General features: G+C 65.2%; 26 protein-coding genes. 13 read left to right on the top strand and 13 right to left on the bottom strand.

The genetic code is table 11. The features are described 5' to 3' along the window. The first annotated feature begins 170 nt into the window (after window positions 1-170). The 5 genes from exaC to ACYQ12_RS03995 all read left to right on the top strand — a co-directional run bounded on the left by exaC (window position 171) and on the right by ACYQ12_RS03995 (window position 4,987). Window positions 171-1,691, top strand: a complete 1,521-nt coding sequence (gene exaC / locus ACYQ12_RS03975) for an acetaldehyde dehydrogenase ExaC (protein ID WP_459868041.1) — start codon at window positions 171-173, stop codon at window positions 1,689-1,691. 155 nt (window positions 1,692-1,846) lie between these two features. After that, on the top strand, window positions 1,847-2,050 hold the full coding sequence (locus tag ACYQ12_RS03980) for a (2Fe-2S)-binding protein (protein WP_459868044.1): 204 nt from the start codon (window positions 1,847-1,849) through the stop codon (window positions 2,048-2,050). A gap of 323 nt (window positions 2,051-2,373) precedes the next feature. After that, on the top strand, window positions 2,374-2,853 hold the full coding sequence (gene bfr, locus ACYQ12_RS03985) for a bacterioferritin (RefSeq protein ID WP_459868047.1): 480 nt from the start codon (window positions 2,374-2,376) through the stop codon (window positions 2,851-2,853). 205 nt (window positions 2,854-3,058) lie between these two features. Then, a complete protein-coding gene (locus tag ACYQ12_RS03990) occupies window positions 3,059-4,282 on the top strand; it encodes a cation:proton antiporter domain-containing protein (protein WP_459868050.1) in 1,224 nt (407 codons plus the stop codon). A gap of 75 nt (window positions 4,283-4,357) precedes the next feature. After that, window positions 4,358-4,987, top strand: coding sequence for a DNA-3-methyladenine glycosylase (locus ACYQ12_RS03995; protein ID WP_459868053.1), 630 nt, complete (start codon window positions 4,358-4,360; stop codon window positions 4,985-4,987). Here the strand turns inward: ACYQ12_RS03995 and ACYQ12_RS04000 are convergent. The 5 genes from ACYQ12_RS04000 to ACYQ12_RS04020 form a co-directional block, all read right to left on the bottom strand. Further along, the gene (locus tag ACYQ12_RS04000; protein ID WP_459868056.1) at window positions 4,971-6,062 is read right to left on the bottom strand and encodes a 5-(carboxyamino)imidazole ribonucleotide synthase; all 1,092 of its coding nucleotides are present in this window, start codon (window positions 6,060-6,062) and stop codon (window positions 4,971-4,973) included. The two genes, ACYQ12_RS03995 and ACYQ12_RS04000, sit on opposite strands and share 17 nt — an antisense overlap. A 3-nt stretch (window positions 6,063-6,065) precedes the next feature. After that, a complete protein-coding gene (gene purE / locus ACYQ12_RS04005) occupies window positions 6,066-6,572 on the bottom strand; it encodes a 5-(carboxyamino)imidazole ribonucleotide mutase (protein ID WP_459868059.1) in 507 nt (168 codons plus the stop codon). Window positions 6,573-6,701: 129 nt separating this feature from the next. After that, window positions 6,702-6,935, bottom strand: a complete 234-nt coding sequence (locus ACYQ12_RS04010; RefSeq protein WP_459868062.1) for a DUF1653 domain-containing protein — start codon at window positions 6,933-6,935, stop codon at window positions 6,702-6,704. Continuing rightward, window positions 6,925-7,755: a tRNA cyclic N6-threonylcarbamoyladenosine(37) synthase TcdA gene (gene tcdA / locus ACYQ12_RS04015; RefSeq protein ID WP_459868065.1), complete on the bottom strand. Its 831-nt coding sequence runs from the start codon at window positions 7,753-7,755 to the stop codon at window positions 6,925-6,927. Before tcdA ends, ACYQ12_RS04010 begins: the two co-directional genes overlap by 11 nt. Then, window positions 7,752-8,549: a pseudouridine synthase gene (locus ACYQ12_RS04020; RefSeq protein ID WP_459868068.1), complete on the bottom strand. Its 798-nt coding sequence runs from the start codon at window positions 8,547-8,549 to the stop codon at window positions 7,752-7,754. Before ACYQ12_RS04020 ends, tcdA begins: the two co-directional genes overlap by 4 nt. A gap of 182 nt (window positions 8,550-8,731) precedes the next feature. Between ACYQ12_RS04020 and aceK the strand changes: the two genes are divergently transcribed. From aceK to ACYQ12_RS04040, 4 genes are all read left to right on the top strand, one after another. After that, window positions 8,732-10,489: a bifunctional isocitrate dehydrogenase kinase/phosphatase gene (gene aceK / locus ACYQ12_RS04025; protein WP_459868071.1), complete on the top strand. Its 1,758-nt coding sequence runs from the start codon at window positions 8,732-8,734 to the stop codon at window positions 10,487-10,489. A 20-nt stretch (window positions 10,490-10,509) separates the two neighbouring features. Next, the gene (locus ACYQ12_RS04030) at window positions 10,510-11,238 is read left to right on the top strand and encodes an SIR2 family NAD-dependent protein deacylase (RefSeq protein WP_459868074.1); all 729 of its coding nucleotides are present in this window, start codon (window positions 10,510-10,512) and stop codon (window positions 11,236-11,238) included. Between the two features lie 153 nt (window positions 11,239-11,391). Then, window positions 11,392-12,336 carry a bile acid:sodium symporter family protein gene (locus tag ACYQ12_RS04035; protein ID WP_459868077.1) on the top strand — a complete coding sequence of 315 codons (945 nt, stop codon included), beginning with the start codon at window positions 11,392-11,394 and terminating at the stop codon, window positions 12,334-12,336. A 93-nt stretch (window positions 12,337-12,429) separates the two neighbouring features. Further along, window positions 12,430-13,233 (top strand): tRNA-uridine aminocarboxypropyltransferase, encoded by an 804-nt coding sequence (locus tag ACYQ12_RS04040; protein WP_459868080.1) that lies wholly within the window; start codon window positions 12,430-12,432, stop codon window positions 13,231-13,233. 38 nt (window positions 13,234-13,271) lie between these two features. On the opposite strand, the gene ACYQ12_RS04045 is transcribed toward ACYQ12_RS04040, so the two are convergent. The 5 genes from ACYQ12_RS04045 to ACYQ12_RS04065 form a co-directional block, all read right to left on the bottom strand. Beyond that, window positions 13,272-14,486 (bottom strand): TraB/GumN family protein, encoded by a 1,215-nt coding sequence (locus ACYQ12_RS04045; RefSeq protein ID WP_459868083.1) that lies wholly within the window; start codon window positions 14,484-14,486, stop codon window positions 13,272-13,274. A gap of 67 nt (window positions 14,487-14,553) precedes the next feature. After that, complete coding sequence (locus tag ACYQ12_RS04050) at window positions 14,554-16,002, bottom strand: TrkH family potassium uptake protein (RefSeq protein WP_459868086.1); 1,449 nt, start codon at window positions 16,000-16,002, stop codon at window positions 14,554-14,556. Between the two features lie 14 nt (window positions 16,003-16,016). After that, complete coding sequence (trkA, locus tag ACYQ12_RS04055; protein ID WP_459868088.1) at window positions 16,017-17,390, bottom strand: Trk system potassium transporter TrkA; 1,374 nt, start codon at window positions 17,388-17,390, stop codon at window positions 16,017-16,019. 209 nt (window positions 17,391-17,599) lie between these two features. Beyond that, window positions 17,600-17,806: a dodecin gene (locus tag ACYQ12_RS04060; protein WP_459868091.1), complete on the bottom strand. Its 207-nt coding sequence runs from the start codon at window positions 17,804-17,806 to the stop codon at window positions 17,600-17,602. A gap of 208 nt (window positions 17,807-18,014) precedes the next feature. Beyond that, window positions 18,015-18,920 (bottom strand): LysR family transcriptional regulator, encoded by a 906-nt coding sequence (locus tag ACYQ12_RS04065; RefSeq protein WP_459868094.1) that lies wholly within the window; start codon window positions 18,918-18,920, stop codon window positions 18,015-18,017. A 194-nt stretch (window positions 18,921-19,114) separates the two neighbouring features. On the opposite strand from ACYQ12_RS04065, the gene ACYQ12_RS04070 reads away from it, so the two are divergent. Beyond that, window positions 19,115-20,281, top strand: a complete 1,167-nt coding sequence (locus ACYQ12_RS04070; RefSeq protein WP_459868097.1) for an MFS transporter — start codon at window positions 19,115-19,117, stop codon at window positions 20,279-20,281. Between the two features lie 126 nt (window positions 20,282-20,407). Here the strand turns inward: ACYQ12_RS04070 and rsmB are convergent, their stop codons facing one another. The 3 genes from rsmB to def all read right to left on the bottom strand — a co-directional run bounded on the left by rsmB (window position 20,408) and on the right by def (window position 23,361). Beyond that, window positions 20,408-21,727, bottom strand: coding sequence for a 16S rRNA (cytosine(967)-C(5))-methyltransferase RsmB (gene rsmB, locus ACYQ12_RS04075; RefSeq protein WP_459868100.1), 1,320 nt, complete (start codon window positions 21,725-21,727; stop codon window positions 20,408-20,410). Then, a complete protein-coding gene (gene fmt / locus ACYQ12_RS04080) occupies window positions 21,724-22,707 on the bottom strand; it encodes a methionyl-tRNA formyltransferase (protein ID WP_459868103.1) in 984 nt (327 codons plus the stop codon). Before fmt ends, rsmB begins: the two co-directional genes overlap by 4 nt. 141 nt (window positions 22,708-22,848) lie before the next feature. Next, window positions 22,849-23,361, bottom strand: coding sequence for a peptide deformylase (def, locus tag ACYQ12_RS04085; RefSeq protein WP_459868106.1), 513 nt, complete (start codon window positions 23,359-23,361; stop codon window positions 22,849-22,851). A 291-nt stretch (window positions 23,362-23,652) separates the two neighbouring features. Here def and ACYQ12_RS04090 point away from each other — a divergent pair, with 291 nt between their 5' ends. The 3 genes from ACYQ12_RS04090 to tsaC all read left to right on the top strand — a co-directional run bounded on the left by ACYQ12_RS04090 (window position 23,653) and on the right by tsaC (window position 26,659). After that, window positions 23,653-24,765 (top strand): LysM peptidoglycan-binding domain-containing protein, encoded by a 1,113-nt coding sequence (locus ACYQ12_RS04090; protein ID WP_459868109.1) that lies wholly within the window; start codon window positions 23,653-23,655, stop codon window positions 24,763-24,765. Window positions 24,766-24,797: 32 nt separating this feature from the next. After that, a complete protein-coding gene (gene dprA / locus ACYQ12_RS04095; protein ID WP_459868112.1) occupies window positions 24,798-25,976 on the top strand; it encodes a DNA-processing protein DprA in 1,179 nt (392 codons plus the stop codon). Window positions 25,977-26,080: 104 nt separating this feature from the next. Continuing rightward, a complete protein-coding gene (gene tsaC / locus ACYQ12_RS04100) occupies window positions 26,081-26,659 on the top strand; it encodes an L-threonylcarbamoyladenylate synthase type 1 TsaC (RefSeq protein ID WP_459868115.1) in 579 nt (192 codons plus the stop codon). Window positions 26,660-26,723: the final 64 nt, after the last annotated feature.

Genomic DNA, 26,723 nt, shown 5'->3' on the forward strand with positions numbered 1-26,723 from the left:
AGTGGGACCACTCGAACCGTGCCTCGGGAGGGCTGTAGACGAAGTGATAGGGGGGAGGGGCTGGAAAAGTCATCAAAGCCAGCCATGCTTGAAAGCGGTGCGCAACAACCGGCTTCGTGTCCCTGCGAAGCGGCACAACAATCCGCGCATCGGCTACAAGGAGGCCCGCCATGATCTACGCTCGTCCTGGCACCGAGGGTGCCGTCCTCGCGTTCCAGTCCCGTTATGAAAACTTTATCGGTGGCGAGTGGGTGGCACCCAGCGATGGTCGCTACCTCGACAACATTACGCCAGTGACCGGGGAGGTGTTCTGCCAGGTGCCGCGCTCCTCCGCGGCAGATGTCGACAGGGCCATCGCCGCGGCGCACAAGGCCGCTCCCGCCTGGGCCAAGACCCCGCCCGCCGAGCGTGCCAACCTGCTGCTCAAGATTGCCGACAGAGTCGAGCAGAACCTCGAGCGTCTGGCGATCGCCGAGACCTGGGACAACGGCAAGGCGGTACGCGAGACACTCGCCGCGGACATCCCGCTGGTGGTCGATCATTTCCGTTACTTTGCCGGCTGTCTGCGCGCGCAAGAGGGCGGCATCAGCGAGATCGACGAGCATACGGTGGCTTATCATTATCATGAGCCCTACGGTGTGGTGGGGCAGATCATCCCCTGGAACTTCCCGATCCTGATGGCGGCCTGGAAGCTGGCTCCGGCGCTGGCGGCGGGCAACTGCGTAGTGCTCAAGCCTGCCGAACAGACCCCGGCTTCGATCAATCTGTTCCTCGAAGTGGTGGGGGATCTGATCCCGCCGGGAGTGGTCAACGTGGTCCATGGTGTCGGCGAGGAAGCCGGGGAAGCGCTGGCCACCCATGATGGCATTGCCAAGATCGCCTTCACCGGCTCCACCCCGGTGGGTAGCAGGATCATGGCCAACGCCGCCAAGCGCATCATTCCCGCCACGCTGGAACTGGGCGGCAAATCGCCCAATATCTACTTCGAGGATGTGCTCTCGCACGGCGAGGCTTTCACCAACAAGTGCGTCGAAGGCCTGCTGATGGCGTTCTTCAACCAAGGGGAAGTCTGCACCTGTCCGTCGCGGGCGCTGGTTCACGAGTCGATCTATGACGATTTCATGGCCCGGGCCATCGAGCAGGCCAAGACCATCCGTCAGGGCAACCCGCTGGATACCGAGACCCAGATCGGCGCCCAGGTCTCGCAGGAGCAGTTCGACAAGATCCTCTCCTACATGGAGATCGGCCGTGAAGAGGGCGCCGAGTGCCTGATCGGTGGCGGTCGCGCCAACCTGGAAGGCGAACTGGCCGGTGGCTTCTATGTCCAGCCCACCATGCTCAAGGGTCAGAACTCCATGCGCGTCTTTCAGGAAGAGATCTTCGGGCCGACGCTGGCGGTCACGACCTTCCGTGACGAGGCCGAGGCGCTGGCGATCGCCAACGATACCCAGTTCGGACTGGGGGCCGGGGTGTGGACTCAGGACATGAACCGCGCCTACCGGCTGGGTCGCGGCATCCAGGCCGGGCGCGTGTGGGCCAACTGCTATCATCAGTATCCGGCCCATGCCGCTTTCGGCGGTTACAAGAAGTCCGGCATCGGGCGCGAGACCCACAAGATGATGCTGGATCACTATCAACAGACGAAGTGCGTATTGGTGTCCTACAGCGATGACCCGCTGGGGCTGTACTGATCCGACATTTAGCGCATGCCTCGCCTATCGAGCCCCGCCCAGCGGGGCTTTCTATTGCACGACGATAAAATCGACGACAAAAGACAAAAATGCGGTTGCAATGCTGTATGCGAATCATTTACATTCTTTATGCAGCTGACAAGCGAGGTGATTCGATGTACGTATGCATCTGCAAGGGCGTGACCGACCGCGAGATACGTGAAACCGTTGCCGAAGGCGCCCGCAGCTGGCGTGAAGTCCGGGAGGCAACCGGATGTGCCACGCAATGCGGCAAATGTGCCTGCCTGGGCAAGAAAATCGTCAGTGAAACCGTAGCGCGTGAGATCATGGCCAATTCGGATCTGGCCTACGCCGTCTAAGCCGTTCGAGCAACGGGCCGTTGCAGGACATGCAAGCGCAAATCTGCGTTCGGCTTCATCGGCATTGAGTTTATAGACGCCAAGCTTGTCCCTTCGTCGCTAAAACAGTGTGTTGCGCATAAAACGCGAATCGCGTGCCTTATCTCTACGCTATCATTCGCTAACGCTTCGCACCTTGTGATGCTTCGCACTTGCACGAATATCGCTGCAAGTCGCTGTCATTATTCGACTTTTTCAAGAATTTGCGCAATACTCCCCGAATCGATAGACAGGGTGCATGACCGTGCGCCCCACATTCGTTTCTGCTCGACGGGAGAACAAGTATGAAAGGCGACCCCAAGGTTATCGAACATCTCAACACCGCACTCGGCAACGAACTGGTGGCCATCAATCAGTACTTCCTGCACGCCAAGATGTACAAGGACTGGGGTCTGAAAGCCTTGGCCAAGTGGGAATACGAAGAGTCCATCGACGAGATGAACCACGCCGACAAACTGATCGAGCGTATCCTGTTCCTGGAAGGTCTGCCCAACCTGCAGGACCTCGGCAAGTTGCACATCGGCGAAAATACTCGCGAAATGCTGGAAAGCGACCTGCTGATCGAGCACGAAGGCCGTGCTGACCTGGTGGAGGCCATCTCCTACTGCGAGCAGGTGCGCGACTATGTCAGCCGGGACCTGTTCAAGGAAATTCTCGATGACGAAGAAGAGCATATCGATCATTTGGAAACCGAGCTGGGTCTGATCGACAAGGTCGGCCTCGAGAACTACCTGCAGAAGAAGATGCACGAAGAGGAAGGCTGAGCCGCGCTCGCCGGGGACGATTCCCGGCATCCGGCAAATGGCATCCGCCCCCGCGCTTGGCAACAAGTGGCGGGGGTTTTCATTTCTGCTCGTGTCGTTTGCAGACACCCGTCCCGTCCGTGGTCATGTTCTAGAATGCAAGACTCACCGGCACCCGCAGCGCTCACCGGACCGGTAATCGTTCATATCAGGGATGCGATGGAACATGACAGAGCTGAACGCTGCGCTCGCCTCGGGCGGCGCCGTGATACTGATGCTGGGATTGCTGAGTCGACCCTTGAATCGCTCATGGCAGTCGCCACCGCTACTGTCCTTTATCGCGGGTGCCGTGATAGGGCCGCTGGGGCTCGACTGGGTCGACCCGGCCGGCTGGGCACACCCGCAGCGCATCATGGAGGAAGCGGCCCGGTTGACGCTGGGTATTACCCTGATGGCCATGGCGCTGCGGCTACCGCCACGCTATTTCGCCACTCATTGGCGCGAGGCGCTGATTCTGGGCGGTATGGTCATGCCCATGATGTTCCTGATCAGTACGGGACTCGCCTCGAGCCTGCTGGGTATCCCGCTGCTGATGGCCCTGCTGGTGGCGAGCAGCATCAGCTCGGTCGACTGCGTCGTCGCCTCGTCCATCGTCTCCGGCGAGGTGGCGAAACGCAACATGCCGGCCGGCGTGCGACAGCTGCTGCCTGCCGAGTCGGGCGTCAATGTGGTCTATCCCGTGGTGATACTGTCGGTGCTGCTCTTGACGCGTCCCGATGGCACGGCGTGGCTGACGTGGTGGACGCGAGTGCTGCCCTGGGAGGTGGGCGGCAGCGTCGTGCTCGGCATTCTGCTCGGCCTGGGGGCGGGGCGGGCGCTGCGTTGGGCGGAGGCACGCGATTTCATCGATCAACCTTCCTTTCTCTCGTTGACGATCGCACTGACCCTGCTGGCGCTGGGGGCCAGCAAGCTGCTGGACATGGCCAACATGGCGGCGGTGTTCAGCGCCGGGGTGGCATTCGACTGGCAAGTGAGCGGCAGCGAGCGAAGCGAGGCCGAGAACAACCAGGAGGCGGTCAATCAGGTATTCATGTTGCCGGTGTTCTTGCTGCTGGGCATCATGGCGCCGTGGCAGGACTGGCTGGCACTGGGGATGCATGGCGTGCTGTTTGTCGTTGCGGTGCTGGCCCTGCGGCGTCTGCCGCTTATTCTGATGCTGCACCCTTTCATCAGGCCCTGGCAGGACTGGCGCAGCGCCTGGCTGGCCGGCTGGTTCGGCCCCGTCGGGGTCTCGGTGCTGTACTACTCGTCGCTGATCGTCAGCAAGACGGGCGACGATACGGCCTGGCGGGTCGGTAGTCTGGTCGTGTTGGCTTCGCTGGTGCTGCACGGCATGGCCGCCACACCGCTGGCCCGGCTATATGGTCGGAGCGTTGCGCAGGAAAAATGATCGGAACTGATAATCGCGTGGGCAGAAAGCGCGACACGAGGCTCGAGAGACGACACGAGAAGAGGGAGCTTGTTCATGCAGGAGAAGCCGCAGCCTGTCGCGGCAGCGGTGCCGCTGCCGCGGGATTTCTATGCCCGACCCGGGCTGATCGTGGCCCGAGACCTGCTCGGGCGATATCTGGTACGTGAGAGCGGTAACGAGCGGCTGATCGGCAGAATCGTCGAGACCGAAGCCTATGGCGGCGCCGAGGACAGCGCCAGTCATGCCTCGCGGGGGCGCACGCTTCGCACCGCCACCATGTTCGGTCCGCCGGGACACGCCTACGTCTATCTCATCTACGGCATGTACGACATGCTCAACGTGGTGACCGAGGGAGAGGGCGAGCCGGGTGCGGTGTTGATCCGCGCCATCACGCCGGTGGCGGGAGAGGCCTCGATGATCGCTCACCGCGGCGGCAAGCGTGGACGCGAGCTGGCCAACGGCCCCGGCAAGCTGGTGCGTGCGCTGAACATCACCCTGGCCGAACTCAACCGCCACGACGTCTGTGCCGGCCACAAGCTATGGGTCGAAGCCGGCGAACCGGTGGCGGACGAGCAGATCATCACCGGTCCTCGGGTCGGCGTCGACTATGCCGAGCCGGATGATCGCGACGCCCCGTGGCGGTTTCGGCTCGCCTCGACCGCGGCGACTAACCGAGGTCGTTGACCAGCAGTGCCTCCACCTGCCCGAGTCGCTCGGCCAACTGCGTATCGCTGGCGGCGAGCACGGTGACATGGCCGATCTTGCGCCCGGGTCGGGGCGCCTTGCCGTAGTCGTGCCAGCGGGTACCGGGAACGGCGAGGACCGCCTCACGATCGGGAAAGGCGCCGATCACGTTGAGCATGGCGCAGGGCACGAGGCGTTCGGTCGCGCCCAGCGGCCAGCCGGCAATGGCACGCAGATGGTTCTCGAACTGACTGGTAGTGGCGCCTTCGATGCTCCAGTGCCCCGAATTATGCACTCGCGGAGCGATCTCGTTGGCCAGCAGGGTATCGCCCACCACGAAGAATTCGAAGGCCATGACGCCGATATAGTCGAGTGCGTCGAGTACGCGGCCAGCGTACTCCTCGGCCAGTGCCTGCAGGACGTGATCGGGCTGGGGAGTGGAGCGGTGCAGCATGCCCTGGCGATGTTCGTTGCGCACCAGCGGCCACACGCGGCGTTCGCCGTCACGGCCGCGTACGGCGATGACCGATACCTCGTAGTCGAAATCGACGAAGCCTTCGATGACCAGCGGCACCTCGCCCAGCTCCGCGAAGGCCCCGACGGCATCGGCATTCTCCCGCAGCACCTTCTGCCCCTTGCCGTCGTAGCCCAGGGTGCGGGTCTTGAGCACCGCGGGCAGGCCGATTTTGGCAATCGCCGCATCGAGATCGGCCTGGCTGTCGATCTTCGCCACCGGCGGCAACGGAATCTCCAGTGAGCGGAACAGCGACTTCTCTGCCCAGCGGTCGCGCGCCGTTGCCAGCGCCGCGGCAGGAGGGAAGGCCGGACGTTGCTCGGCCAGCCGCGTCACGGCATCGGCCGGGACGTTCTCGAACTCGAAGGTCACCACGTCGCTGTCGACGATCAACTGCTCGAGTGCCGCGGCATCGCGCCAGTCGGCTTCGATGTGGCGGCCATGCCGGGTGGCGCAGGCCGAGCGGGACGGATCGAGGAAGGTGAAGTGCATGTCGAGCGGGGCGCCCGCCTGGGCGAGCATGCGGCCCAACTGGCCGCCACCGATGATGCCGATTCGCATGGCTTAGCTCTCTTGTGGCTCGGGCTGGCTGGGGTCGGGCGCGTCCAGCACCTTGCGGGTCTGCTCGGCGCGGTAGGTTTCCAGGGCGGTGCGAATCTGGGGGTACTTGTTGCCGAGCATGGCCGCCGCCAGCAGCGCGGCATTGATCGCACCGGCACGGCCGATCGCCAACGTGCCGGTGGGAATGCCGGCAGGCATCTGTACGATCGACAGCAGCGAGTCGACGCCGCTGAGCATGCTCGATTGCACCGGCACGCCGAGTACCGGCAGACAGGTCTTGGCCGCAGCCATGCCCGGTAGGTGCGCGGCGCCGCCGGCACCGGCGATGATCACCTCGAGTCCGCGTTCGGCGGCCGTGGCCGCATAGTCGAACAGCAGGTCCGGGGTGCGGTGTGCCGAGACGACCTTCACTTCATGGGCGATGCCCAGTTGATCCAGGGTCTCGGCAGTGTGGCTCATGGTCGCCCAGTCGGACTTTGATCCCATGATGACGCCTACCAGTGCGCTCATGCATCCTCCGCTCAATGCTTGGCAGGGCGCCCGGGTGGTTGGGCGCCGTATTCGCTTGTGGCCGTCGGCGGGCCGGAAATCGGGCCGCGCAGTATAGCATTGCCCTGTCGGGACGGCATGTCGGCCGGGCTACGAAAAGGCGGCTTCCAGTTCGAAGCGCGACACCGGCTCGCCCTGCACTTCGACGGTTTCCGTGAACATCGCCAGCGGTCGGACCCACAAGCCGTATTCGCCGTACAGGGCCCGGTAGACGACCAGAGGCTCTTCCGTTTCGCTATGCCGGGCCACGCCGATCACCTCGTAGCGCTGTCCCTTGTAATGCTGATAGATGCCCGGCACGGGCAGGCGCGTGTCATGTTTCATGGAGAAGTTCCTCGGCGGAAGAGGTAGGACGAGCCGCCAGGCGAGCGAGAGTCCGCGAGGCGGCAACGAAGCCGAAGCTGCCGGTGACGAAGGTGGCGGCGCCGAAGCCGCTGGCGCAATCCAGGCGCGTCGCCTCGCCGCTGGCGGGCTTCTGCAGGCACACCTCGCCGTCACTGCCAGGGTAGACCAGCTGTTCGTCGGAGTAGACGCACTCGACACTGAAGCGGCGCTTGGGATTGCGCGAGAAGCCGAAATCGCGCCGCAATCGCGCGCGTACCTTGGCCAGCAGCGGGTCGTGTTCGGTGCGGGTCAGGTCGGCGGTACGAATGCGGGTGGGGTCGGTCTGACCGCCGGCGGCGCCGGTCACGGTGATCGACAGCTTGCGGCGCCGGCACCAGGCGATCAGGGCTGCCTTGGCCACCACGCTATCGATGGCATCGATGACATGATCGGCATCCTCGGGGATACGCTCGGCCAGGTTGGTGGGGGTGACGAAAGCGGTATCCGCCACCACCTCGATGCCGGGATGGATCGCCCGGCAGCGTTCGGCCAGCACGTCGACCTTGGGACGGCCGATAGTGCCGTCCAAGGCGTGCAGCTGGCGATTGATGTTGGAGACGCAGACATCGTCGAGATCGATCAGCGTGAGCTTGCCGATACCGGCACGCGCCAGCGCCTCCACGGCCCAACTGCCCACCCCGCCGACGCCGACCACCACCACGTGGGCGCTACGAAAGCGCGACGCGGCGCGGGTACCATAAAGACGGCGGATGCCGCCGAAACGGAAATCGTAATCGTCGTTCATTGCGTCCTGTATCATTCGGTATCGTCTATTGCGGCCAGCGGCACGGTCAGAGGCTCGGGGGGCACCGTGTCCCACTCGATACGATCTGTCGGGGCATGGCCCGACCAGCCGAAGCGCTCGAGCAACTCGGCCATGTCGTCGTTCAATGCCGCTTGCAGGTGCAGGGTGCGTGATTCTGCGGGGTGCCAGATCGTCAGGCCCACCGCCGCCAGCAACAGCCGGTCGCTGCCCAGCTGATCGCGAAAGAAGCGGTTATGCAGCCCCTTGCCGTGGTTGGCGTCGCCGATGATCGGATAGCCGCGCCGCGACAGATGGCGGCGGATCTGGTGGCGCCGTCCCGTGTAAGGGCGTGCCTCCATCAGCGAGTAGCGGGTTTGTGGATAACGGTCCACGGCGACTGGCAGTTCCACGCTGTCCAGGCGGCGTATTGCGGTAAAGGCGGGCTGGGCCGGCATTTCGGCCTTGGCGCGGATGCCATCCTCCTCACGCAGGGCGTAGTCGAGTCCCTCCCGCTCGGGGCCGATGCCACGCACTACGGCTAGATAGCGCTTGCGTACCCGATGCGTGGCGAACTCCTCGCCCAGCAGCGTGGCCATCGCCGCCGACAGGCTGAACAGCAGGATACCCGAGGTGGGCCGATCGAGACGATGCACGGGGTAGACGTGGCGGCCGAGTTGGCCGCGCAGCGTCTGCAGGGCGAACACCGTCTCGCCGCGAGCCAACGGGGTGCGATGCACGAGCATGCCGGCCGGCTTGCGCACGGCGACGAGATGTTCGTCCTGATAGAGGATCGGCAGCGTGGGCACCATTGGCCTCTCTCGTGGGGGCACGTGGGGGAAGGCGCCATTTTCGTCGCTGGTGGACGCGATGTACAGCCTGCCGGGGCGTCGCTGGCGAGACGACACGTGATGAGCAGGTGGCGACCAATGTCGCCTCGCCAGACAGCTCGGGATCGGCGATGCTGAAGCCTGGATCAGAACGGAGTGCCACGATGAAGCTCTCGCCCGGTTATCGGCTGGCCACCAATATCCTGCACGGCTTCGACGAGTATCGCTCGCGCTTCAAGCAGATCACTGCCGATGCGCGCCGGCGTTTCTGCGAGGCGGCCTGGGCACAAGCCCAGCAGGCGTCTGCGGCACGCATCAACCTCTACGACGAGAAGGTGGAGGAGACCCGGCTACGGCTGGTGCGAATGCTCGACCGCGAGACGCTGACCCACTGCGAACACTGGCGCGACGCCAAGCGCGAGTACACCGCACTGATCTGCCAGCGCCTGGATTACGAGCTGGCGGAAACCTTCTTCAATTCGATGTTCTGCACCTTCTTCCATCATCGCCACATCCGTGACGACTGGATGTTCGTCTACCGTTCGCGGGAGTGCCCGTCGCATCGCTCGAGCATACGCCTGACCCGCGACATCGCGGTGGCCGGCGACTGGCATCGCGCCTGCGCACGCGCCCTCGACGAGGCGTCGCTGGGGCTGCCCTTCGAGGATCTCGAGCGCGACGCGGGGCTGGCCGCCGAGTTTCTGCAGACGAACCTGCCCCGAGCGATTCTCGAGGCCGACGATGCGGTCGTCGAACTCATCGACAGCGTCTTCTACCGCAACAAGGGGGCCTATCTCGTCGGGCGCATCCGGGGCAACGGCGAGCAGGTGCCACTGGTATTGCCGGTGCTGCACGGCCCCGCCCACGGTCTGTATCTGGATACGGTGATCATCGAGCCCGACGAGGTCTCGATCATCTTCTCCTTCACGCGGGTCTACTTTCAGGTCGAGGTGACGGTGCCCGGCGAGTTCGTCGCCTTCCTGCAGCAGCTGATGCCCGACAAGCCGGTCGGCGAACTGTACGCCGCGATCGGCTTCTACAAGCACGGCAAGACCGAATTCTTCCGCGGTCTCAACCAGCACGTCGCCAAGCGTCAGGATCGCTTCATCATCGCCCCCGGGGTGCGCGGCATGGTCATGACGGTTTTCGTGCTGCCCTCCTATCGCACCGTGTTCAAGATCATCAAGGATCGCTTCGCGCCATCCAAGAACATGAGCCGCGAACAGGTGCGGGAAAAGTACCGGCTGGTCAAGCGTCACGACCGGGTCGGGCGTCTGGCCGACACCCAGGAGTTTTCCAACTTCGTCACCCGCGCCGATCATTTCGATCCCGACTGCCTGGCCGAGCTGCTCGAGGTGGCGCCCTCCAACGTGGAACTCAAGGGCGACAAGGTGATCATTCACCACTGCTACACCGAACGCATGATGACGCCGCTGAACCTGTATCTCGAACAGTGCGACGCACGCGAACGGCGCACGGTGATCAACGACTATGGCAACGCCATCAAGCAACTGGCGGCGGCGAACATCTTTCCCGGCGACATGCTGCTCAAGAACTTCGGCGTGACCCGTCATGGCCGGGTGGTGTTCTATGACTACGACGAGATCAACTATCTCACCGAGTGCAACTTCCGCAAGATCCCCGAGCCGCTGTACCCTGAGCAGGAGATGATGGACGAGCCTTGGTATTCGGTGGGCCCCAATGATATTTTCCCCGAGGAGTTCGCGCCCTTCCTGTTTGCCGATGTGCAGTTGCGGCAACTGTTCATGGAGCTGCATCCCGAGATCTTCGATGCCGACTATTGGCGCTCGCTGCAGCAGGCCATTCGCGACGGCAGCGTGATCGACGTCTATCCGTACCGCAACAAGCGTCGCTTCAGCAACGAGCGCAGCATCGCGCACCAGACGGCGTTCATTCATTAACGCAGGGAGAAGGAGTTTGCATGCCCCCCTCCGCCCAGCCCCACCTGGTGGTGCTCACCGGCGCCGGCATCAGTGCCGAAAGCGGTCTGCGGACCTTCCGTGACAGTGACGGCTTGTGGGAGAACCACGCCATCGAGGACGTGGCCACCCCCGAGGCTTGGGCGCGCGATCCCGAGCTGGTGCTGCGCTTCTACAACGAGCGTCGCGATCAGGTGCGCCGGGCCAAGCCCAACGCTGCCCACAAGGCCTTGGCCGAACTGGAACAGTCCGGCTTTCGCGTCAGCGTGATCACCCAGAACGTTGACGACCTGCACGAGCGGGCGGGGTCGACCGACGTGCTGCATCTGCACGGCGAAATTCTCAAGGTACGCTCCAGCGTCGACCCGCGCCTGCTCTATCCGCTGCGCAAGGGCGGCATCGGCATCGGCGATTTGTGCGACAAGGGCAGCCAGCTGCGTCCCCACGTGGTGTGGTTCGGCGAGGCGGTGCCGCTCTACGCGCCGGCCTGCGACATCGTCACCGAGGCCGATCTGGTGCTGGTGGTCGGCACCTCGCTGTCGGTGATGCCGGCCGCCATGTTGATCGATCAGACGCCCGTGGATGCCCCTTGCATTCTGGTCGACCCTCAAGCCGACCAGCTGGTGGTGCCCGGCGTCGCGGCCGTCAACCAGCCTGCCAGTCAGGGCGTGCCCGAGCTGGTGCGGCATTGGCGCCGGGAGGGGCGGTTGTGGGTGCCGTCACTGGACTGAACGTCATCGCGACGCTAACGTAACGGCGCCGCCAGCGGCAGCTCTGCTTACCCACGCTATTTTCGAAGATGTTTCCAAACGAGCCTCTAAACGAGAGTCGCCGAAGCGACCGGGCATCACCCTGCCGGTGAGCCCTCACCAGGACACGCCATCATGTTCGAACGTCTCAACCGCCTGTTTCCCGTCTGGGCCATCCTGCTCGCCGCGATTGCGGCTTGGCAGCCGACACTGTTCACCGGCCTGGCCGGGCTGATCCAGAACCTGCTCGCCCTGATCATGTTCGCCATGGGGCTGACGCTGTCGAAGGAGGATTTCCTGCGCGTCGCACGCCAGCCGCTGCCGGTGGCCGTGGGCCTGGTGCTGCAGTTTTCCATCATGCCGCTGGCGGCGCTGCTGGTCTCCTGGGCGCTGGGGCTGGACGCTGCGCTGACCACCGGCATGGTGCTGGTCGGCGCCACCGCCGGCGGCACCGCTTCCAACGTCATCACTTGGCTGGCCGGCGGCAACGTCGCCCTGTCGGTGTCCATGACGCTGGTGTCGACGCTGGTGTCGGTGGCCGCCACGCCGCTGCTCAGCTGGTGGCTGCTGGGACAGAGCGTAGAGGTGCCGGTGACGGGCATGCTGCTGAGCATCGCCAAGCTGGTCATCCTGCCCATCGCCCTGGGGGTGGTCATTCATCAATTCCTCGGTCGCCATATCCAGCGCGGTGAGTCTGCGCTCGCCACGCTGGCCATGGCCGCCATCGTGCTGATCATCGCCATCGTGGTGGCGCTCAATGCCGGTCGCCTGGCGACGCTGGGGCCGCTGGTGGCCCTGGCGGTGATCGCCCATAACGCCCTGGGGTTGGTCGGTGGCTACTGGGTCGGCCGCCTGTGCGGCTTCGATATCCGGACCAGCCGCACCCTGGCCATCGAGGTCGGCATGCAGAACTCGGGACTGGCGGTGGCACTGGCCAGCCAGTTCTTCACCGCCACGGCGGCACTGCCTGGTGCGCTGTTTTCGGTGTGGCACAACGTCTCCGGGTCGCTTCTGGCGGGCTACTGGAAGCGCCGCCCGGCCCTCGGCGACACGCGCGACGAGCATCACGTCACCCACTGATCCCGCGCGTGGACAGGCGGTGAAAAACGGGCCGGGCATGCTAGACTGCCCGGCCCGTTTTTCTGACACGTCTTTCTGGTAACCGGCATCTCCATGAGTGAACCCCGCGACAACGTGACTTCCTCTCTTCACGCCGAGTGTGACGATCACGCCGAGCATGACGACAGCGGCTGGGAGCGCGACCCCGCCACCGGTCGCCCGCGTCCGCCGCGTCGCCCCTTCAAGGCCCGCGGCAGTTTCGTGACGCGCTGCGAGGGCTGTCGCCTGCCGCTGCTCAACTGTCTTTGCCCCTATCAGGTGGCGGCCGAAAGCCAGGCGCGTTTCTGGCTGCTGACGCACCCGCTCGAGCATAACAAGCCGACCAATACCGGCCGGTTGATCGGCGACATCCTGCCGGCCACCGAAGTCTTCACCTGGTATCGCACCGCGCCTGATCCGCGTCTCATCGAGCGTCTCGCCGATCCGCGCTTTGCGCCGTTCATCATCTTTCCCGACGACCAGCCGGATTATGCCGAGCGGGTGGTGGGAGAGGAGACCGTGCAGGCCGCGCAGGCCGAAGGGCGGATACCGGTGTTCGTGATTCTCGACGGCACCTGGCGTCAGGCGCGGCGCATGTTCCGCAAGAGTCCTTATCTCGACGCCCTGCCGGTGCTGCCGCTGAAGACCGAGCGCCTGACCCGCTACCGGTTGCGCAAGCCTGCCTCGGCGGCCCATCTCTGCACCGCCGAGGTGGCGACGGAGTTGCTGCGCATGGCTGATGACGGCGAGGCCGCGACGGTCCTCGACGACTACTTCGATGCCTTCAACGACAGCTACGCCGCCAGTCGCGTGCACCACAAGCTGGAGTCGCCGACGCCGGCCATGCAACGGCTGCTCGCGCGGCGTAGGGGCTGTTGACGTTTCCTCATGGACCGAAGCGTCAACGGATCCTGGCGTCAGCCCAGCAACTGCCCGGCGATACGCAGGCCCGCGACCCAGGTGCCGATGGCCGAACCCAGCGTGGCAAGCAGAAATACCAGCAGGGTGCGCGAGACGCGGTTGTGCCACCAGCCGCGTGGCGAGCTGACGTCACGGCGCAGCCGCGAGAAGTCGCCGACAGTGGGACGACGCATGGCCAGCTCCACGCCGGCGGCGACGAAGCCGGCACCGATGGTGGGGTTGAGCGAGGTCAGCGGCGCAGCGAAGAATGTGGCGAGAATGGTCAGCGGGTGAGCCCAGGCGATCAGCGTGCCCAGCGCCGCCAGTACGCCGTTGATCAAGAACCACTCTCCCACCAGCGACCAGCCCAGTCCGGTATCGCGGGAAAAACCGATGGCGAAGCCGGTCAGTACCAGGGCAACGATGATCCAAGGCACGACCTTCCAGGCACGGCTGCGTGGCGGCGTGGCCTCCAGCTCGTGGCACTCCTCGTTCAGCGCTGCGGGGGAAGGCGCGCTGTCGCCCAATGCGCGGAGATGCTCGGCCATGCCCTTGAGATGGCCAGCGCCGATGACCACCAGCACGTTGCAAAAGCCATTCGCCGGTGTCTGTTCACGCAGGCGCAGTGCCATGTAACGATCGCGCTCGGCGATCAATGGCACGTAGAGGGACTCGGACTGGCTGGCAAACTCGGCGAAGGTCGATTCCAGCACGTCGCCCTGCTTGAGGCGCTCGATCTCTTCGGAGGAGATCTTCTGCCGCGACACCACGCTGCCCAACAGGCCCGAGATCAGGGTCATGCGCTGCCACCAGGGCACGTTGCGATAGACGCGCTTCAAAGTGACGCCGATCTCGCGATCGATCAGTTGCAGCGGCAGTCCGGCGCGTTCGGCCTCCTCGATGGCGGCGCGCATCTCGGCACCGGGCTCGATATCCGACTGTTCGGCGATACGCTGCTGGAAGGCCCCCAGCGCCAGACTGGCGGCGACCATGCCGGCCTTGCCCTGACGCAGCACCTGAAACAGATCCATGTTCGCCATGGCGTCGGGCCGGGTCAGGCTCTGATGGCGCGAAGCGCACAGCTCGATGGCCACGGCATCGAACTCGCCCGAACGAATCAGGCTGCGGACCTCATCGGCACTGGCCCGTGAGACGTGGGCGGTACCCAGCAGGGTGTAGCGGGTCGTGCCCTGCTCGATGACCTGGCGTGGGCCCGCGAAAGTGTCGGTCATGAGAACTCGCTTACGGCTGAATGAGAGCTGGGATTATCCCCGAACGTCATGCGTGTCGACAAATCCGTCAACGCCGCCAGAACGCGGGCATGAACAGCACCAGAATGGTGAAGATCTCCAGGCGCCCGAGCATCATCGCCAGCACCAGAATCCATTTGGCGAGAGCCGGAATGCTGCTGTAGTCATTGGTGACTTCTCCCAGCCCCGGCCCGAGATTGTTGAGTGCCGAACCGACGGCCGACCAGGCCGTGACCTGATCCAGTCCGGTGGCCAGCAGGCCGAGCAGCATGAGCACGAACAGCAGCAGGTAGGCGGAGAAGAAGCCCCACACCGCCTGGGCAACGCTGTCGGGAATGCCGATGCGCCCGACCTTGACCGCGAGCACCGCGTTGGGGTGGATCAGCCGGTGAACCTCGCGCAGGCCCTGTTTGAGGATCAGGAGGATGCGGATCACCTTCATGCCACCGCCGGTGGAGCCGGAACAGGCCCCGACGAAGGCGGCGAGAAACAGCATGAAAGGCAGCGCTCCAGGCCAGACGGAAAAATTGGTAACGCCGAAGCCGGTGGTGGTGGCGATCGACACCGCTTCGAATAGCCCGTGGCGAAAGGCGGTCATGTCGGTATAGGTGCCCGAGACAATCAGCGTGACGATAGTGACGACGCTGAGCAGTACCAGCAGCAGGATGAAGAAGCGGAACTCGGAGTCTCTGGCGTACTGGCCGAGACGCTTCTCGCGCCATACCGCGAAATGCAGGCCGAAGCTGATCGAGGACAGCGTCATGAAGGCGACGCAGATCAGTTCGATGGCCGCACTGTCGAAATAGCCGATGCTGGCGTCGTAGGTCGAGAAACCGCCCACCGCGACCGTGGAGAAGCTGTGCCCGAGGGCGTCGAACCAGTTCATGCCGGCCAGCCAGTAGGCGGCGAAGCAGGTCAGCGTCAGCGCGGCATAGATGTACCACAGCGCCTTGGCGGTCTCGGCGATGCGCGGGGTGAGCTTGGCATCCTTCAGCGGGCCGGGAATCTCGGTGCGATAGAGCTGCATGCCGCCGACGCCCAAGGTCGGCAGGACGGCCACCGCCAGCACCACGATACCCATGCCGCCCAGCCACTGCAGTTGCTGACGGTAGTAGCGCACCGACTCCGGCAGCAGGTCGATGCCGGTAATGACGGTGGCACCGGTGGTGGTGAGCCCCGAGAACGACTCGAAGACGGCATTCGTCAGCGACAGGGCCGGGTCGTCAGCCAACATCAGCGGCAGTGACCCGAACAGCCCCAGCACGCTCCAGAACAGCACCGTGATGATGAAACCGTCACGGGTCTTGAGTTCCTTGCGGGCCTGCCGATTGGGCCAGTACAGCCCGGCGCCGGTCAGCAGCGTGATGCCCAGGCCAATGAGGAAGGCGTCCCAGGTGGCATCTTCATACAGCAGCGAGATGAGAATGGGCGGCACCAGCGTCAGGCTGAACAGCATCAGCAGCAGGCCGAGGATACGTAGCGTGACGCGTGGAGTCATGACGCGTGAATCATTCAGAAGAAGGTCAGGCCGACCTGGAACAGACGCTCGACCTCGCGGATACGGCGCTTGTCGATCACGAACAGGATGACGTGGTCTCCGGTCTCCACCACCACGTCATCGTGGGCGATCAGGACCTCCTTGCCGCGCACGATGGCGCCGATGGTGGTGCCCTTGGGCAGGGCGATCTCGTCGATGGTACGCCCGACCACCTTGGACGAGCGCGCATCGCCATGGGCGATGGCCTCGATGGCCTCGGCGGCGCCACGCCGCAGTGAATGCACATTGACGATGTCGCCTCGGCGCACGTGGGTCAGCAGGCTGCCGATGGTGGCCTGCTGCGGCGAGATGGCGATATCGATCTCGCCGCCCTGCACCAGGTCGACGTAGGCGGCGTTGTTGATCAGGGTGAGGACCTTCTTGGCCCCCAGGCGCTTGGCCAGCATCGACGACATGATGTTGACCTCGTCGTCGTTGGTCAGGGCGCAGAAGATATCGCAGTCCTCGATATTTTCTTCCTGCAGCAGACGTTTGCTGGTGGCGCTGCCGTGCAGGACCACGGTGCGGTCGAGATGTTCGGAAAGCGCCGTGCAGCGCTCCAGGCCGTGTTCGATGATCTTGACCTGATGGGAGTGCTCGAGCGTCTCGGCGAGGCGTTGGCCGATGTTGCCGCCACCGGCGATGATGACGCGCCGGAAGCCGCGGTCGACCTTGCGCAGCTCGCTCATGACCGCGCGGATGTCCTTGCGCGCAGCGATGAAGAATACCTCGTCGTCGGCCTCGATGACGGTATCGCCACGCGGAATGATAGGCCGGTTGCGGCGATAGATGGCGGCCACTCGGGTGTCGACGTTGGGCATGTGGCGACGCAGGAAGCCGAGTTCCTGTCCCACCAGCGGGCCGCCGTAGTAGGCCTTGACCGCGACCAGCTGGGCCAGACCGCCCGTGAAGTCGAGCACCTGCAGGGCACCGGGATACTCGATCAGGCGACGGATATGGTCGGTGACGACCTGCTCGGGGCTGATCAGCACATCGACGGGAATGGCGTCGCTGGAGAACAATCCCTTGCGGGTCAGGTAGGCGGTGGAGCGCACCCGGGCGATCTTGGTCGGTGTGCGAAACAGCGTGTGCGCCACCTGGCAGGCGACCATGTTGACTTCGTCGGAATTGGTCACGGCGATCAGCATGTCGGCGTCTTCGCAACCTGCCTGGCGCAGCACCATGGGGTAGGAGGCCGTGCCGACCACGGTCCGGATATCCAGGCGGTTATGCAGTTCGCGCAGCCGTTCGCTATCGATGTCGACCACGGTGATGTCGTTTTCTTCGTGGGCCAGATGCTCGGCGAGGGTTCCCCCTACCTGCCCGGCTCCCAGAACGATGATCTTCATGCAGGGGTATCCGCTTCGATATCTGGGCGTAGCATAACCAGCCACCGGCGGGATTGACAGGGTGACGAGGCGTTATCGGAGGAAGGGGGGCGAATCGATACCGCCGGCGTCATGTGCCGGAAACGCGAGGTGGAAATCGAGATGGGGGAGGGCCAGGTGGGAAGGGCGGGATAGCGCCAGGGCGGACCCCGGCGCATGAGGCGGAGACATCAGTCGAGCGTGAAGCCGAGCTTGATGGTGACCTGCCAGTGCGCGACACGTCCGTCCTCGACATGCCCCCGGGTATCGGTGACCTCGAACCACTTGATGTCGTGCAGAGACTGGCTGGCCTTGGACAGGGCCCGCTGTACGGCATCCTCGACTCCGGTGGTGGACGATCCGGTGATCTCGATGTGCTTGTAGACATGATCGCTCATGATGGGCGGCTCCTTATGTCGATGTGACTTCCATGATGTGATCGGCAATGTATCGCTCGACGATATCGAGCATCGCTGCTCAGTATAGAAGCCATGAGAGGAGTTGCCCGCTCCGAATGCGGGCATCAACCTCGCTTGATCAGGCGGGCATAGAAGAACCCGTCGTGGCCGCCGTCCGCAGGGGCGTCGGGCGAAGAGCCCGTCGTGCTCAGCGCAGGTTTTCCACGAGGAAGTCGATGAAGGTGCGCACCCGGGCTGGCATGTTGGTGCCACCGACAAAGACCGCGTGAATTTCTTCCACATCGCCCGGATTGTAGGCCTCCAGTAGTGTTACCAGGCGGCCGGCGGTGATGTCGGCGGCCACGCTGAAGGCACCCACCCGGGCGATACCGACTCCGGCGCTGGCGAGCTGGCCCAGGGTTTCGCCATTGTTGGCCTCGAACGTGCCGCTCACGCCCAACGTGTAGTCGTATCCCGCATCGTGGAAGGGCCAGGTCGGTTCGGCGCGGCGGAAATTGAAATTGAGACAATTGTGGGCGTGGAGATCCTCCGGCACTCGCGGCGTGCCGTGTCGAGCCAGATACGCCGGTGAGGCGACGATCACGCGGCGGCTCTCGCCCAGTCGACGAGCATTGAGTGAACTGTCCGGAAGCAGCCCGAAACGAATGCCGACGTCGGCCTCGCCGGCGGCGATATCGACCACGGTGTCGGTCAGGTTGATGTCCACCAAGATCTCGGGGTAGCGCACGCTGAACTCGCCCAATAGCGGCACCACGCAAAGCCGCCCGTGAGACAGCGAAGCGCTGACCCGCAATCGCCCTCGGGGTGCCCCCAGGTCGGCGATCGCCTGCTCGGCCTCGTCGAGGTCGGTGAGGACGCGCCGCGCCGCCTGCAAATAGGCATGCCCCTCGGTGGTGATGGTCAGCGCCCGGGTGGAGCGCAGTACCAGACGCACGCCGAGCCGGGCCTCGATCCGGTCGACGGTGCGGCTCACCGCCGAAGGCGTCAGGCCGAGCCGACGTCCCGCCGCCGAGAAACTGCCCGCCGAGGCCACCGCCACGAACACCTCCAGCGCCCGGGTACGATCGCTTGGCGAGAGCATCTTTGCATCCATATCAAAGCTCCCTGGACTGGAAGAGGGCTACCCTGGCTAGGGTGCGGCTTTTATCTTTGCGTCAAACATCAAGCAAGGAAAGCCGACATGCAACATTTCCGTTTGCGCATTTCGCCGATGCCGGGGGCCGTCGGGGCCGAATCCGGGCGTTCGTGGCTCGACACGTCATCTCGACCGAGCGGGAGGACCACGCTATGACACGTAATCCGCCGCTGCTGGCGCTGGCTACCGGCGCCTTTGCCATTGGCGTCTCCGAGTTCTCGCCAATGGGCCTGTTGCCGCTGATCGCCACCGACTTCGGTGTCTCGATTCCCACCGCGGGGTTACTGATCAGTGCCTATGCCGTCGGAGTGATGCTGGGGGCACCGTTGATGACGCTGACCACCGGCCGGCTGCGGCGTCGCACACTGCTGGTCGGTCTCGCCGCCATTTTCACCCTGGGTAATCTGCTAGCGGCGTTGGCGCCGAATTACGTCATGCTGCTCGTCGCGCGGCTCGTTACATCGCTCAATCACGGTGCCTTCTTTGGTGTCGGTGCGGTGGTCGCCGCTGGCCTGGTGCCGCCGGGGCGCGGGGCGAGCGCAGTGGCGGCGATGTTCACCGGGCTGACCGTGGCCACCGTGGTGGGCGTACCGCTGGCGGCCTGGGCGGGCGAGCAGTGGGGCTGGCGCGAGCCTTTCTGGGCCATCACCGCGCTGGGACTGCTCACCATGGTGGCGTTGCGGCTGACACTGCCCGACCGCCCGGCTCCGGCCAGCGGCGGGGCGCTGGCGGAGCTCAGGGTGCTGGGCCGGGCTCCGGTGCTGGCGGCGCTGACGCTCACCGTGCTCGGGGCCAGCGCAATGTTCACGGTCTATACCTACATCGTGCCGATCCTGCAGGTCGAAACCGGTGCCTCGATCGGCCTGGTGACGACGCTGCTGATAGTCTATGGCCTGGGGCTGACAGTCGGCAATTGGGTGGGAGGACGCGCGGCGGACCGCTCCGTGGATCGCACGCTGATCGTGACGCTGGTGGGCCTGAGTCTGGTGCTGATCGCCCTGGCGCTGCTGATGCCCTTCAGCGTGCCGAGGAGCGTACTGGTATTCCTGTGGGGCGTGGCAAGCTTCGCCATCGTGCCGCCGCTGCAAGTGCGGGTGATCGCCGCCGCCGGCGAGGCGCCCAATCTGGCTTCGGCGGTCAATATCGGCGCCTTCAATCTCGGCAATGCCGTTGGCGCAGCCTTGGGCGGCGCGGTCATCGCGGCCGGGGTGGGCTATTCGGCGGTGCCGATGGCGGGCGCGGTGATGTCCGCGCTGGCACTGGTGGGCGTGTTGCTCGCCGCCAGGGAGCGTGGCGGTGAAACCGCGGCGTGCGGATGAGGCTATCGAACGCCGATCGCGGCGGACCGGTGCCCGAGGACACCGGTCCGCCACACTTCGTCGCGAGGACGTTAGAGGCTGGCCGTGAAACGCGGATCGGCGCTGCCGGAAAGAGGGCTGGCTGCCTCAGGTAGCCGCCTTTTCCAGCCGCGCGTAGAAGAACCCGTCGTGGCCGCCGTCACGGGGAAGCAGCTGACGTCCGCCGCCGACGGCATGCCCCCAGTCGACATCGGCGGGTGTGGTGACCTCGGCCTCGGGAGTGCGGGCGAGGAAGGCCTGGATCTGCGCGGCATTCTCCTCGGGCATGACCGAGCAGGTGGCATAGAGCAGGGTGCCGCCCGGGGCAAGCATCGCCCAGACGTTATCGAGCAGGCGCGACTGCAGCGCGGCGAGTTCACGAATGTCGCCGGGACGCCGCAGTGCCTTGATGTCCGGATGACGACGAATCACGCCGGTTCCCGAGCAGGGGGCGTCCAGCAGTACGGCATCGAAGGGACGACCGTCCCACCAGTCGCGTGAAGCCGCATCGGCATGCAACAGGCGCGCATCGAGAGCGAGCCGCGACAGGGTGGCCTCGACGCGGGCCAGGCGCTCGGCGTCGCTGTCCACGCCGAGCAGGTCGATATCGAAGCGCTCCAGCAGATGTGCAGCCTTGCCGCCCGGGGCGCAACAGGCATCGAGCACTCGGGCGCCGGGGCGGGAATTCAGCACGGGGCCAAGCAGCTCGGCACTGAGCTGTGCCGCTTCGTCCTGCACGCTGACCTCCCCCTCGGCGAAGCCCGGCAGCGCCTGGACATCGCAGGGCGAGGTCAGCGTCAGACCTTCCGGCGAGTGATGGCAGGGCTGCGCCTCGAATCCGGCCTCGGCGAGGCGTGACCGGTAGGCGTCACGTGAAACGCGACGCCGATTGACGCGCAGGGTCATCGGGCCGGGCAGGTTATTGGCATCAACGACCGTCTGCCACTGTTCGGGCCAGGCCTCGCGCAGCGCCTTGAGCAGCCAGGCCGGATGCCACGCCGCTGCCGCGGTATCACGGTCGACGAGGGCTTGCAGCGAATCCGACTCGCGCTGCAGACGCCGCAGACAGCCATTGAGTACCCGGGTGGCCCAAGCCTTGCCGAGCTTGCGGGCAGCGCCCGACGTTTCGCCCACCGCGGCATGGGCCGGCACACGCATGTACAGCAACTGGTAGAGACCCAGCAGCAACAGGGCCTGGATATCCTGGTCGCGGCGCTTGAAGGGCTGATTGAGCAATTCCCGGCTCAGGGCCTCGAGGCGCGGCAGGGTGCGGCAGACGCCGAAGCACAAGGCCTTGGCGAAGCCGCGGTCGCGCTCCTTGATGGCATGGGCGTCGAGTACCGCTTCGAGGCCGGCGAGCGAGCCCTGGGCGGTAAGCACTGGTACCAGGGCCCGGGCAGCGGCGATACGTACATCCTGACCGCTCATGCGCCGGCTCCCGAGTCGCCCAGGCGCAGACCGGGGCGCACCCGCTCCGCCCGGGAGTTGAGCAGATCGCGCCCCGTGAGCGGCTTGCCGCCAGGCAACTGGGCGCGGGTGACGCGCAGTACCTCGTCGCCCTTGATACCGCAGGCAATGCGCAGGGCATCGTTATCGTGGGCCAGCAGTGTGCCGGGAGCGGCGGGCGCTTCGTCGGGGCGGTAGGCGTCCACTTCGGCGAACCATAGCCGCAGGGGATCCGCGCCCAGCCGGGTCCAGGCCACCGGCCATGGATTGAAGGCACGGATGCGCGCGGCCAGTTCCTGCGCGGGACGGGTGAAATCGATCTCGGCCTCGGCCTTGGAGAGCTTGGCGGCGTAGGTTACCCCGGCCTCGGGCTGGGGCGTGGGCGTCAGTACGCCGCTTGCCAGGGCATCGAGCGCTTCGACGATTGCCTCGCCACCGAGACCGGCGAGACGGTCGTGCAGATCGCCTCCGGTAGTGTCGGCAGTGATCGGCGTGGCGCGCACCAGCAGCATGTCACCGGTGTCGAGGCCTGCGTCCATCTGCATGATGGTGACCCCCGACTCGGTGTCGCCGGCCTCGATGGCACGCTGGATCGGTGCCGCTCCGCGCCAGCGTGGCAACAGCGAGGCATGTACGTTGAGACAGCCTAGCCGTGGCGTGTCGAGCACTGCCTGGGGCAGCAGCAGGCCGTAGGCCACCACCACCATGACGTCGGCCTCCAGCGCGGCCAGCTCGCGCTGAGCGTCGGCGTCCTTGAGCGTCGCGGGCTGATGAACGGCAATCCCGTGTGCCTGGGCCAGCGCCTTGACCGGGCTAGGCGTGAGCTTGCGACCGCGTCCGGCGGGCCGGTCAGGCTGGGTGTAGACGGCGACGACGTCATGATGGCTGGAAAGCAGCGCCTCGAGACTTTCGGCGGCGAAGTCCGGCGTACCGGCGAACACCACGCGCAGGGAGTGGGACATGACAGGATTCCGTGGAGATGAGCGATGCCGCGATGATAGCGAAAGGCACTCGGATCAAAAACACCGACGGCCGGAAGAACCGACCGTCGGTGTCGCATCATCGCCTTCGCGCAAGAGGCGGCCGATAACCGAGTCCGACGACTAGGCGTCCTGCATCTGCTTGTGACGCTTCTGCATCTTCTTCAGGACCCGGTCGCGCTTGAGCGGGGACAGGTAGTCGACGAACAGCACGCCCTCGAGATGGTCGTGCTCATGCTGGATGCAGTGAGCCAGCAGGCCGTCGGCGTCCAGTGCGTAAGGCTTGCCGTCACGATCCAGCGCTTCGAGATGCACGCGCAGGGCACGCGGCACTTCGGCATAGTACTCGGGGATCGACAGGCAACCTTCCTGCATCGGCTCGCGTTCGTCGCCGAGCGGAGTGTAGCGCGGATTGATGAGCACCAGCGGCTGCGACTGATCTTCGCTGACGTCCATCACGATGATACGCCGGTGAACATCGATCTGCGTGGCGGCCAGGCCAATGCCGCGGGCGGCATACATGGTTTCCAGCATGTCATCGATGAGCGAGCGAACCTCGTCATCGACCTGTTCGACCGGCGCGGCCTTGGTGCGCAGGCGTTCGTCGGGGAATTCGAGGATCTCTAATTTAGCCATGGCGTTGACAATACCGTTATGTTGTCATGCAGGGGATACGTCATAGTGTACTGGCCCTCAGGAATGAACGAAACCGGCAGTCTTCATGGGGCTCATAACATTCCTCTATCGGGCCCGGGCGCCGGGAATGGCATAATGCCCGACGGGTCGGCAATGCGTGTCAGCCGTCTTCGGCGACGCGAGTCCGATAACTTGGATATCCTATATCCGTCCAGGTTCCGTGCATGGCTGGCAGGGGCATGCCGGACACACGAGTGGTGGCGGAATGGGTCACTAAAAGAACACAAGAGCATGACGATCATGGCGGGGAACGGGGCAAGACACCGCAGGCTATGCCGGCTGGGCATGGTGCTGCTGACGGTATGCGGAACGACGTGGGGAGGTAGCTCCACGGTGTTGGCGCAGGCGACCGGCATCCGTGAGGATGCCCCGCAGCGTTATACCGTGGTCCGCGGAGACACGCTATGGGACATTGCCGGACGTTTCCTGCATTCGCCCTGGCAGTGGCCCGAGGTCTGGCAGGACAATCCCGATATCCACAATCCTCACCGGATCTATCCGGGGGATACCGTGACGCTGAGCGATGTGGATGGCGCGCCACGCCTGCGCCTGGAGCGAGGCCAGGGCGAGGTGGTGCGGTTGTCGCCGGGGGTACGTCGGGTGCCGCATCGCGAGGCGATCGCGACGATCCCCCTGGAGCAGATCCAGCCCTTCCTGGAAGACTACCGTATCGTAGAGGCGGACACACCGCCGGCACTGGCTCATGTCGTGGCCGGTGACAATCAGCGTATCCTCAGCGGTGCCGGTGACCGGCTCTACGCCCGCGGGCAATTTCCGCAGCACAAGGCGTTGTTGGGAATCTATCGCCAAGGTCAGCGCTACGTGGATGCGGCCAGCGGTGAAGTGCTCGGCCTAGAGTTGCAGACGGTGGGCCAGGCGCGGCTGGTGGAAGCGCAGGGCGAGGTCGGTGTGCTCGAGGTTCAGCGGGCGAGTCGGGAGATCCGCAATGGCGACATTGTGCTGCCGTTGCCGGCCAATCCCGTCGATACCCAGTTTCAGCCCCGGTCGCCGGATGTCGACGTCAGCGGGCATCTCCTGGCCGTGCCTGAGGGCCTGCGCTACGTCGGGCGCTTCGATGTGGTGACCCTGGACCGTGGCGCACGCGACGGGCTGCGTCCGGGACATGTACTGAGCGTGGCGCAGGCCGGTGAGCGGGTCACCGACCCCGTCAATGGTGAGCGGCTGCAATTGCCCGACGAGGATGCCGGCCTGGTCATGGTGTTTCGCACGTTCGATCGTGTCAGCTACGCCCTGGTCATGCAGGCTCACCGGTCACTGTCGGTGGGGGACCGGATCCATCGACCCGCCGAGACGGATCTGCTCGCGATGCGCGGTGCCCGGTAGTGACGCGCGAGGCGGAAAGGCGTGGGCAGGCCATGACGGCCCGCGAATGGTTGATTCTTTCATTGCTGCCGGGCTTGGGCGCCAGACGCATTGCCACACTGGCGGCCCAGCTGGCCCGGCAGCCGCTCGCCGCGCCTTGGCCGCAGGGCTGGTTGGCGGGGCTTCCCGCTGAGTCACGCGAGGCCTTGCGGCTATGGCTCGAGCATCCCGCGCGCAGTCCGTTGCAGATGCCTCTCGAGGCCGCGTTGGCCTGGGAGGCGCAGGACCCGCGGCATCATCTGCTGCATCCCGATCATGCCGCCTGGCCGGCACTGCTGCGCGAATTGCCCGATCCACCGCCCCTGTTGTGGGCCAAGGGGAGCCTGGCGGCGCTGACACCGCCCGCAATGGCCATGGTCGGCACGCGCCGGCCCACCCGGGAAGGGCTCGACAATGCGGCTTATTTCGCGCGCCAACTGGTCGGCGCCGGCTACAGCGTGGTCAGTGGTCTGGCGTTGGGTGTCGATGGCTGCGCCCATCGCGCCGCGCTGGAGGCGGGCGGCACCAGCGTCGCAGTGCTTGGCTGCGGCACGGACGTGATCTACCCGGCCCGCCATGCCGAGCTCTATCGGCGCATGCTCGACGAGGGCGGCCTGCTGTTGTCCGAGCATGCGCCGTCGACCCGTGCCCACCCGCGCTTCTTTCCACGGCGCAACCGCATCATCACCGGACTCGCCCACGGAGTTCTGGTCGTCGAGGCGGCGCAGAAGAGCGGCTCGCTGGTCAGCGCTCGCCTGGCGGCGGAGCAGAACCGCGAAGTCTTTGCGCTTCCCGGTTCGATCCACAACCCCCAGGCGCGGGGATGTCTCGAACTGATCCGGCAGGGCGCGGCACTGGTCACCTGCCTCGACGACATTCTGAGCGAACTGGGGCTACCAGCGACGTCCAGCACTCGGGAGCTGCGGGAGAGGCGAACGGTGCCCGAAGCCGCCGCTACTTCCGCATTCGGCACAAGGCCGGAGCGGGTTCTCCATGACGGTGTCGGAAGTGCGGCCGCACGGGAAGATGACCTGCTGGCGCTACTCAGCGACCAGCCGACGCCGCTGGACATGCTGATCGAGCTGACCGGGCGTGACGTCGGCAGCTGCCAGATGCGTCTGCTCGAGCTGGAACTGGACGGTCGGGTGGCCCAGGCGCCGGGCGGTTGGGTACGGACGGCGTCGCCCTGCTGAAGCGCCGTCTCGGTGATGCGATCGAGCGGGGCGGATGAGACCGCAAGCCCCGGCATGATAACATCGGCGCCATTTCGAGCGGCCCACGCGGAGGTCGATAAATCATGAGTATGTCCTTCATGCAGGAAAGACGGGATGTGCAACTGGCGGATGCCGTGGCGGCTCTGCGCCAGGGCGGTATCGTCGCCTACCCGACCGAGGCCGTATGGGGGCTGGGATGCGATCCCGACAATGACGAGGCCCTGTCCCGGCTGATACGTCTCAAGGCACGCGATCCCGCCAAGGGCATGATTCTGATCGCGGGGGACATGGCACAGCTCGAGCCCTGGCTGGAAGGTCTCGAAGCGCCGCTTCGCGCGCGTCTTGCGGCTTGCTGGCCCGGGCCGCACACTTGGCTGGTGCCCGACAACGGCCGGGCGCGCCCGCTGTTGCGCGGCACGCATGCGCGCCTGGCGGTACGCGTCAGCGATCATCCCCTGGTGCAGCGATTGTGCGCCGCCTTCGGTGGGCCGCTGGTCTCCACCTCCGCCAATACGGCAGGGCATTCGCCTGCCATGACGGCCACCGAGGTCCACGAGTCGCTGGGCGACGGTGTCGACGTCATCGTCGATGGACCGCTGGGCGGACGGGCGCGCCCCAGTACCATTCGCGACCTGCTGACGGGCGAGGTGCTGCGCGACTAGCGTGGTGCACGAGCCGCACGTAGTGACGTGCAGCAGTTCCTTTGTTTAATCAACCGGGAGAGCG

The sequence above is a fragment of the Halomonas shantousis genome, assembly GCF_054654615.1.

Coding starts and splice junctions, on each gene's coding strand:
- fmt (WP_459868103.1), bottom strand. CDS start 22,707: ATGTCCCACTCCCTGCGCGTGGTGTTCGCCGGTACGCCGGACTTCGCC.
- ACYQ12_RS04030 (WP_459868074.1), top strand. CDS start 10,510: ATGCCCCCCTCCGCCCAGCCCCACCTGGTGGTGCTCACCGGCGCCGGC.
- tsaC (WP_459868115.1), top strand. CDS start 26,081: ATGAGTATGTCCTTCATGCAGGAAAGACGGGATGTGCAACTGGCGGAT.
- ACYQ12_RS04070 (WP_459868097.1), top strand. CDS start 19,115: ATGACACGTAATCCGCCGCTGCTGGCGCTGGCTACCGGCGCCTTTGCC.
- def (WP_459868106.1), bottom strand. CDS start 23,361: ATGGCTAAATTAGAGATCCTCGAATTCCCCGACGAACGCCTGCGCACC.
- ACYQ12_RS04065 (WP_459868094.1), bottom strand. CDS start 18,920: ATGGATGCAAAGATGCTCTCGCCAAGCGATCGTACCCGGGCGCTGGAG.
- ACYQ12_RS03980 (WP_459868044.1), top strand. CDS start 1,847: ATGTACGTATGCATCTGCAAGGGCGTGACCGACCGCGAGATACGTGAA.
- ACYQ12_RS04035 (WP_459868077.1), top strand. CDS start 11,392: ATGTTCGAACGTCTCAACCGCCTGTTTCCCGTCTGGGCCATCCTGCTC.
- bfr (WP_459868047.1), top strand. CDS start 2,374: ATGAAAGGCGACCCCAAGGTTATCGAACATCTCAACACCGCACTCGGC.
- ACYQ12_RS04000 (WP_459868056.1), bottom strand. CDS start 6,062: ATGCGAATCGGCATCATCGGTGGCGGCCAGTTGGGCCGCATGCTCGCC.
- ACYQ12_RS04020 (WP_459868068.1), bottom strand. CDS start 8,549: ATGGTGCCCACGCTGCCGATCCTCTATCAGGACGAACATCTCGTCGCC.
- purE (WP_459868059.1), bottom strand. CDS start 6,572: ATGAGCGCACTGGTAGGCGTCATCATGGGATCAAAGTCCGACTGGGCG.
- ACYQ12_RS04010 (WP_459868062.1), bottom strand. CDS start 6,935: ATGAAACATGACACGCGCCTGCCCGTGCCGGGCATCTATCAGCATTAC.
- ACYQ12_RS03995 (WP_459868053.1), top strand. CDS start 4,358: ATGCAGGAGAAGCCGCAGCCTGTCGCGGCAGCGGTGCCGCTGCCGCGG.
- dprA (WP_459868112.1), top strand. CDS start 24,798: ATGACGGCCCGCGAATGGTTGATTCTTTCATTGCTGCCGGGCTTGGGC.
- aceK (WP_459868071.1), top strand. CDS start 8,732: ATGAAGCTCTCGCCCGGTTATCGGCTGGCCACCAATATCCTGCACGGC.
- rsmB (WP_459868100.1), bottom strand. CDS start 21,727: ATGAGCGGTCAGGATGTACGTATCGCCGCTGCCCGGGCCCTGGTACCA.
- ACYQ12_RS03990 (WP_459868050.1), top strand. CDS start 3,059: ATGACAGAGCTGAACGCTGCGCTCGCCTCGGGCGGCGCCGTGATACTG.
- ACYQ12_RS04050 (WP_459868086.1), bottom strand. CDS start 16,002: ATGACTCCACGCGTCACGCTACGTATCCTCGGCCTGCTGCTGATGCTG.
- exaC (WP_459868041.1), top strand. CDS start 171: ATGATCTACGCTCGTCCTGGCACCGAGGGTGCCGTCCTCGCGTTCCAG.
- ACYQ12_RS04060 (WP_459868091.1), bottom strand. CDS start 17,806: ATGAGCGATCATGTCTACAAGCACATCGAGATCACCGGATCGTCCACC.
- trkA (WP_459868088.1), bottom strand. CDS start 17,390: ATGAAGATCATCGTTCTGGGAGCCGGGCAGGTAGGGGGAACCCTCGCC.
- ACYQ12_RS04045 (WP_459868083.1), bottom strand. CDS start 14,486: ATGACCGACACTTTCGCGGGCCCACGCCAGGTCATCGAGCAGGGCACG.
- ACYQ12_RS04090 (WP_459868109.1), top strand. CDS start 23,653: ATGACGATCATGGCGGGGAACGGGGCAAGACACCGCAGGCTATGCCGG.
- tcdA (WP_459868065.1), bottom strand. CDS start 7,755: ATGATACAGGACGCAATGAACGACGATTACGATTTCCGTTTCGGCGGC.
- ACYQ12_RS04040 (WP_459868080.1), top strand. CDS start 12,430: ATGAGTGAACCCCGCGACAACGTGACTTCCTCTCTTCACGCCGAGTGT.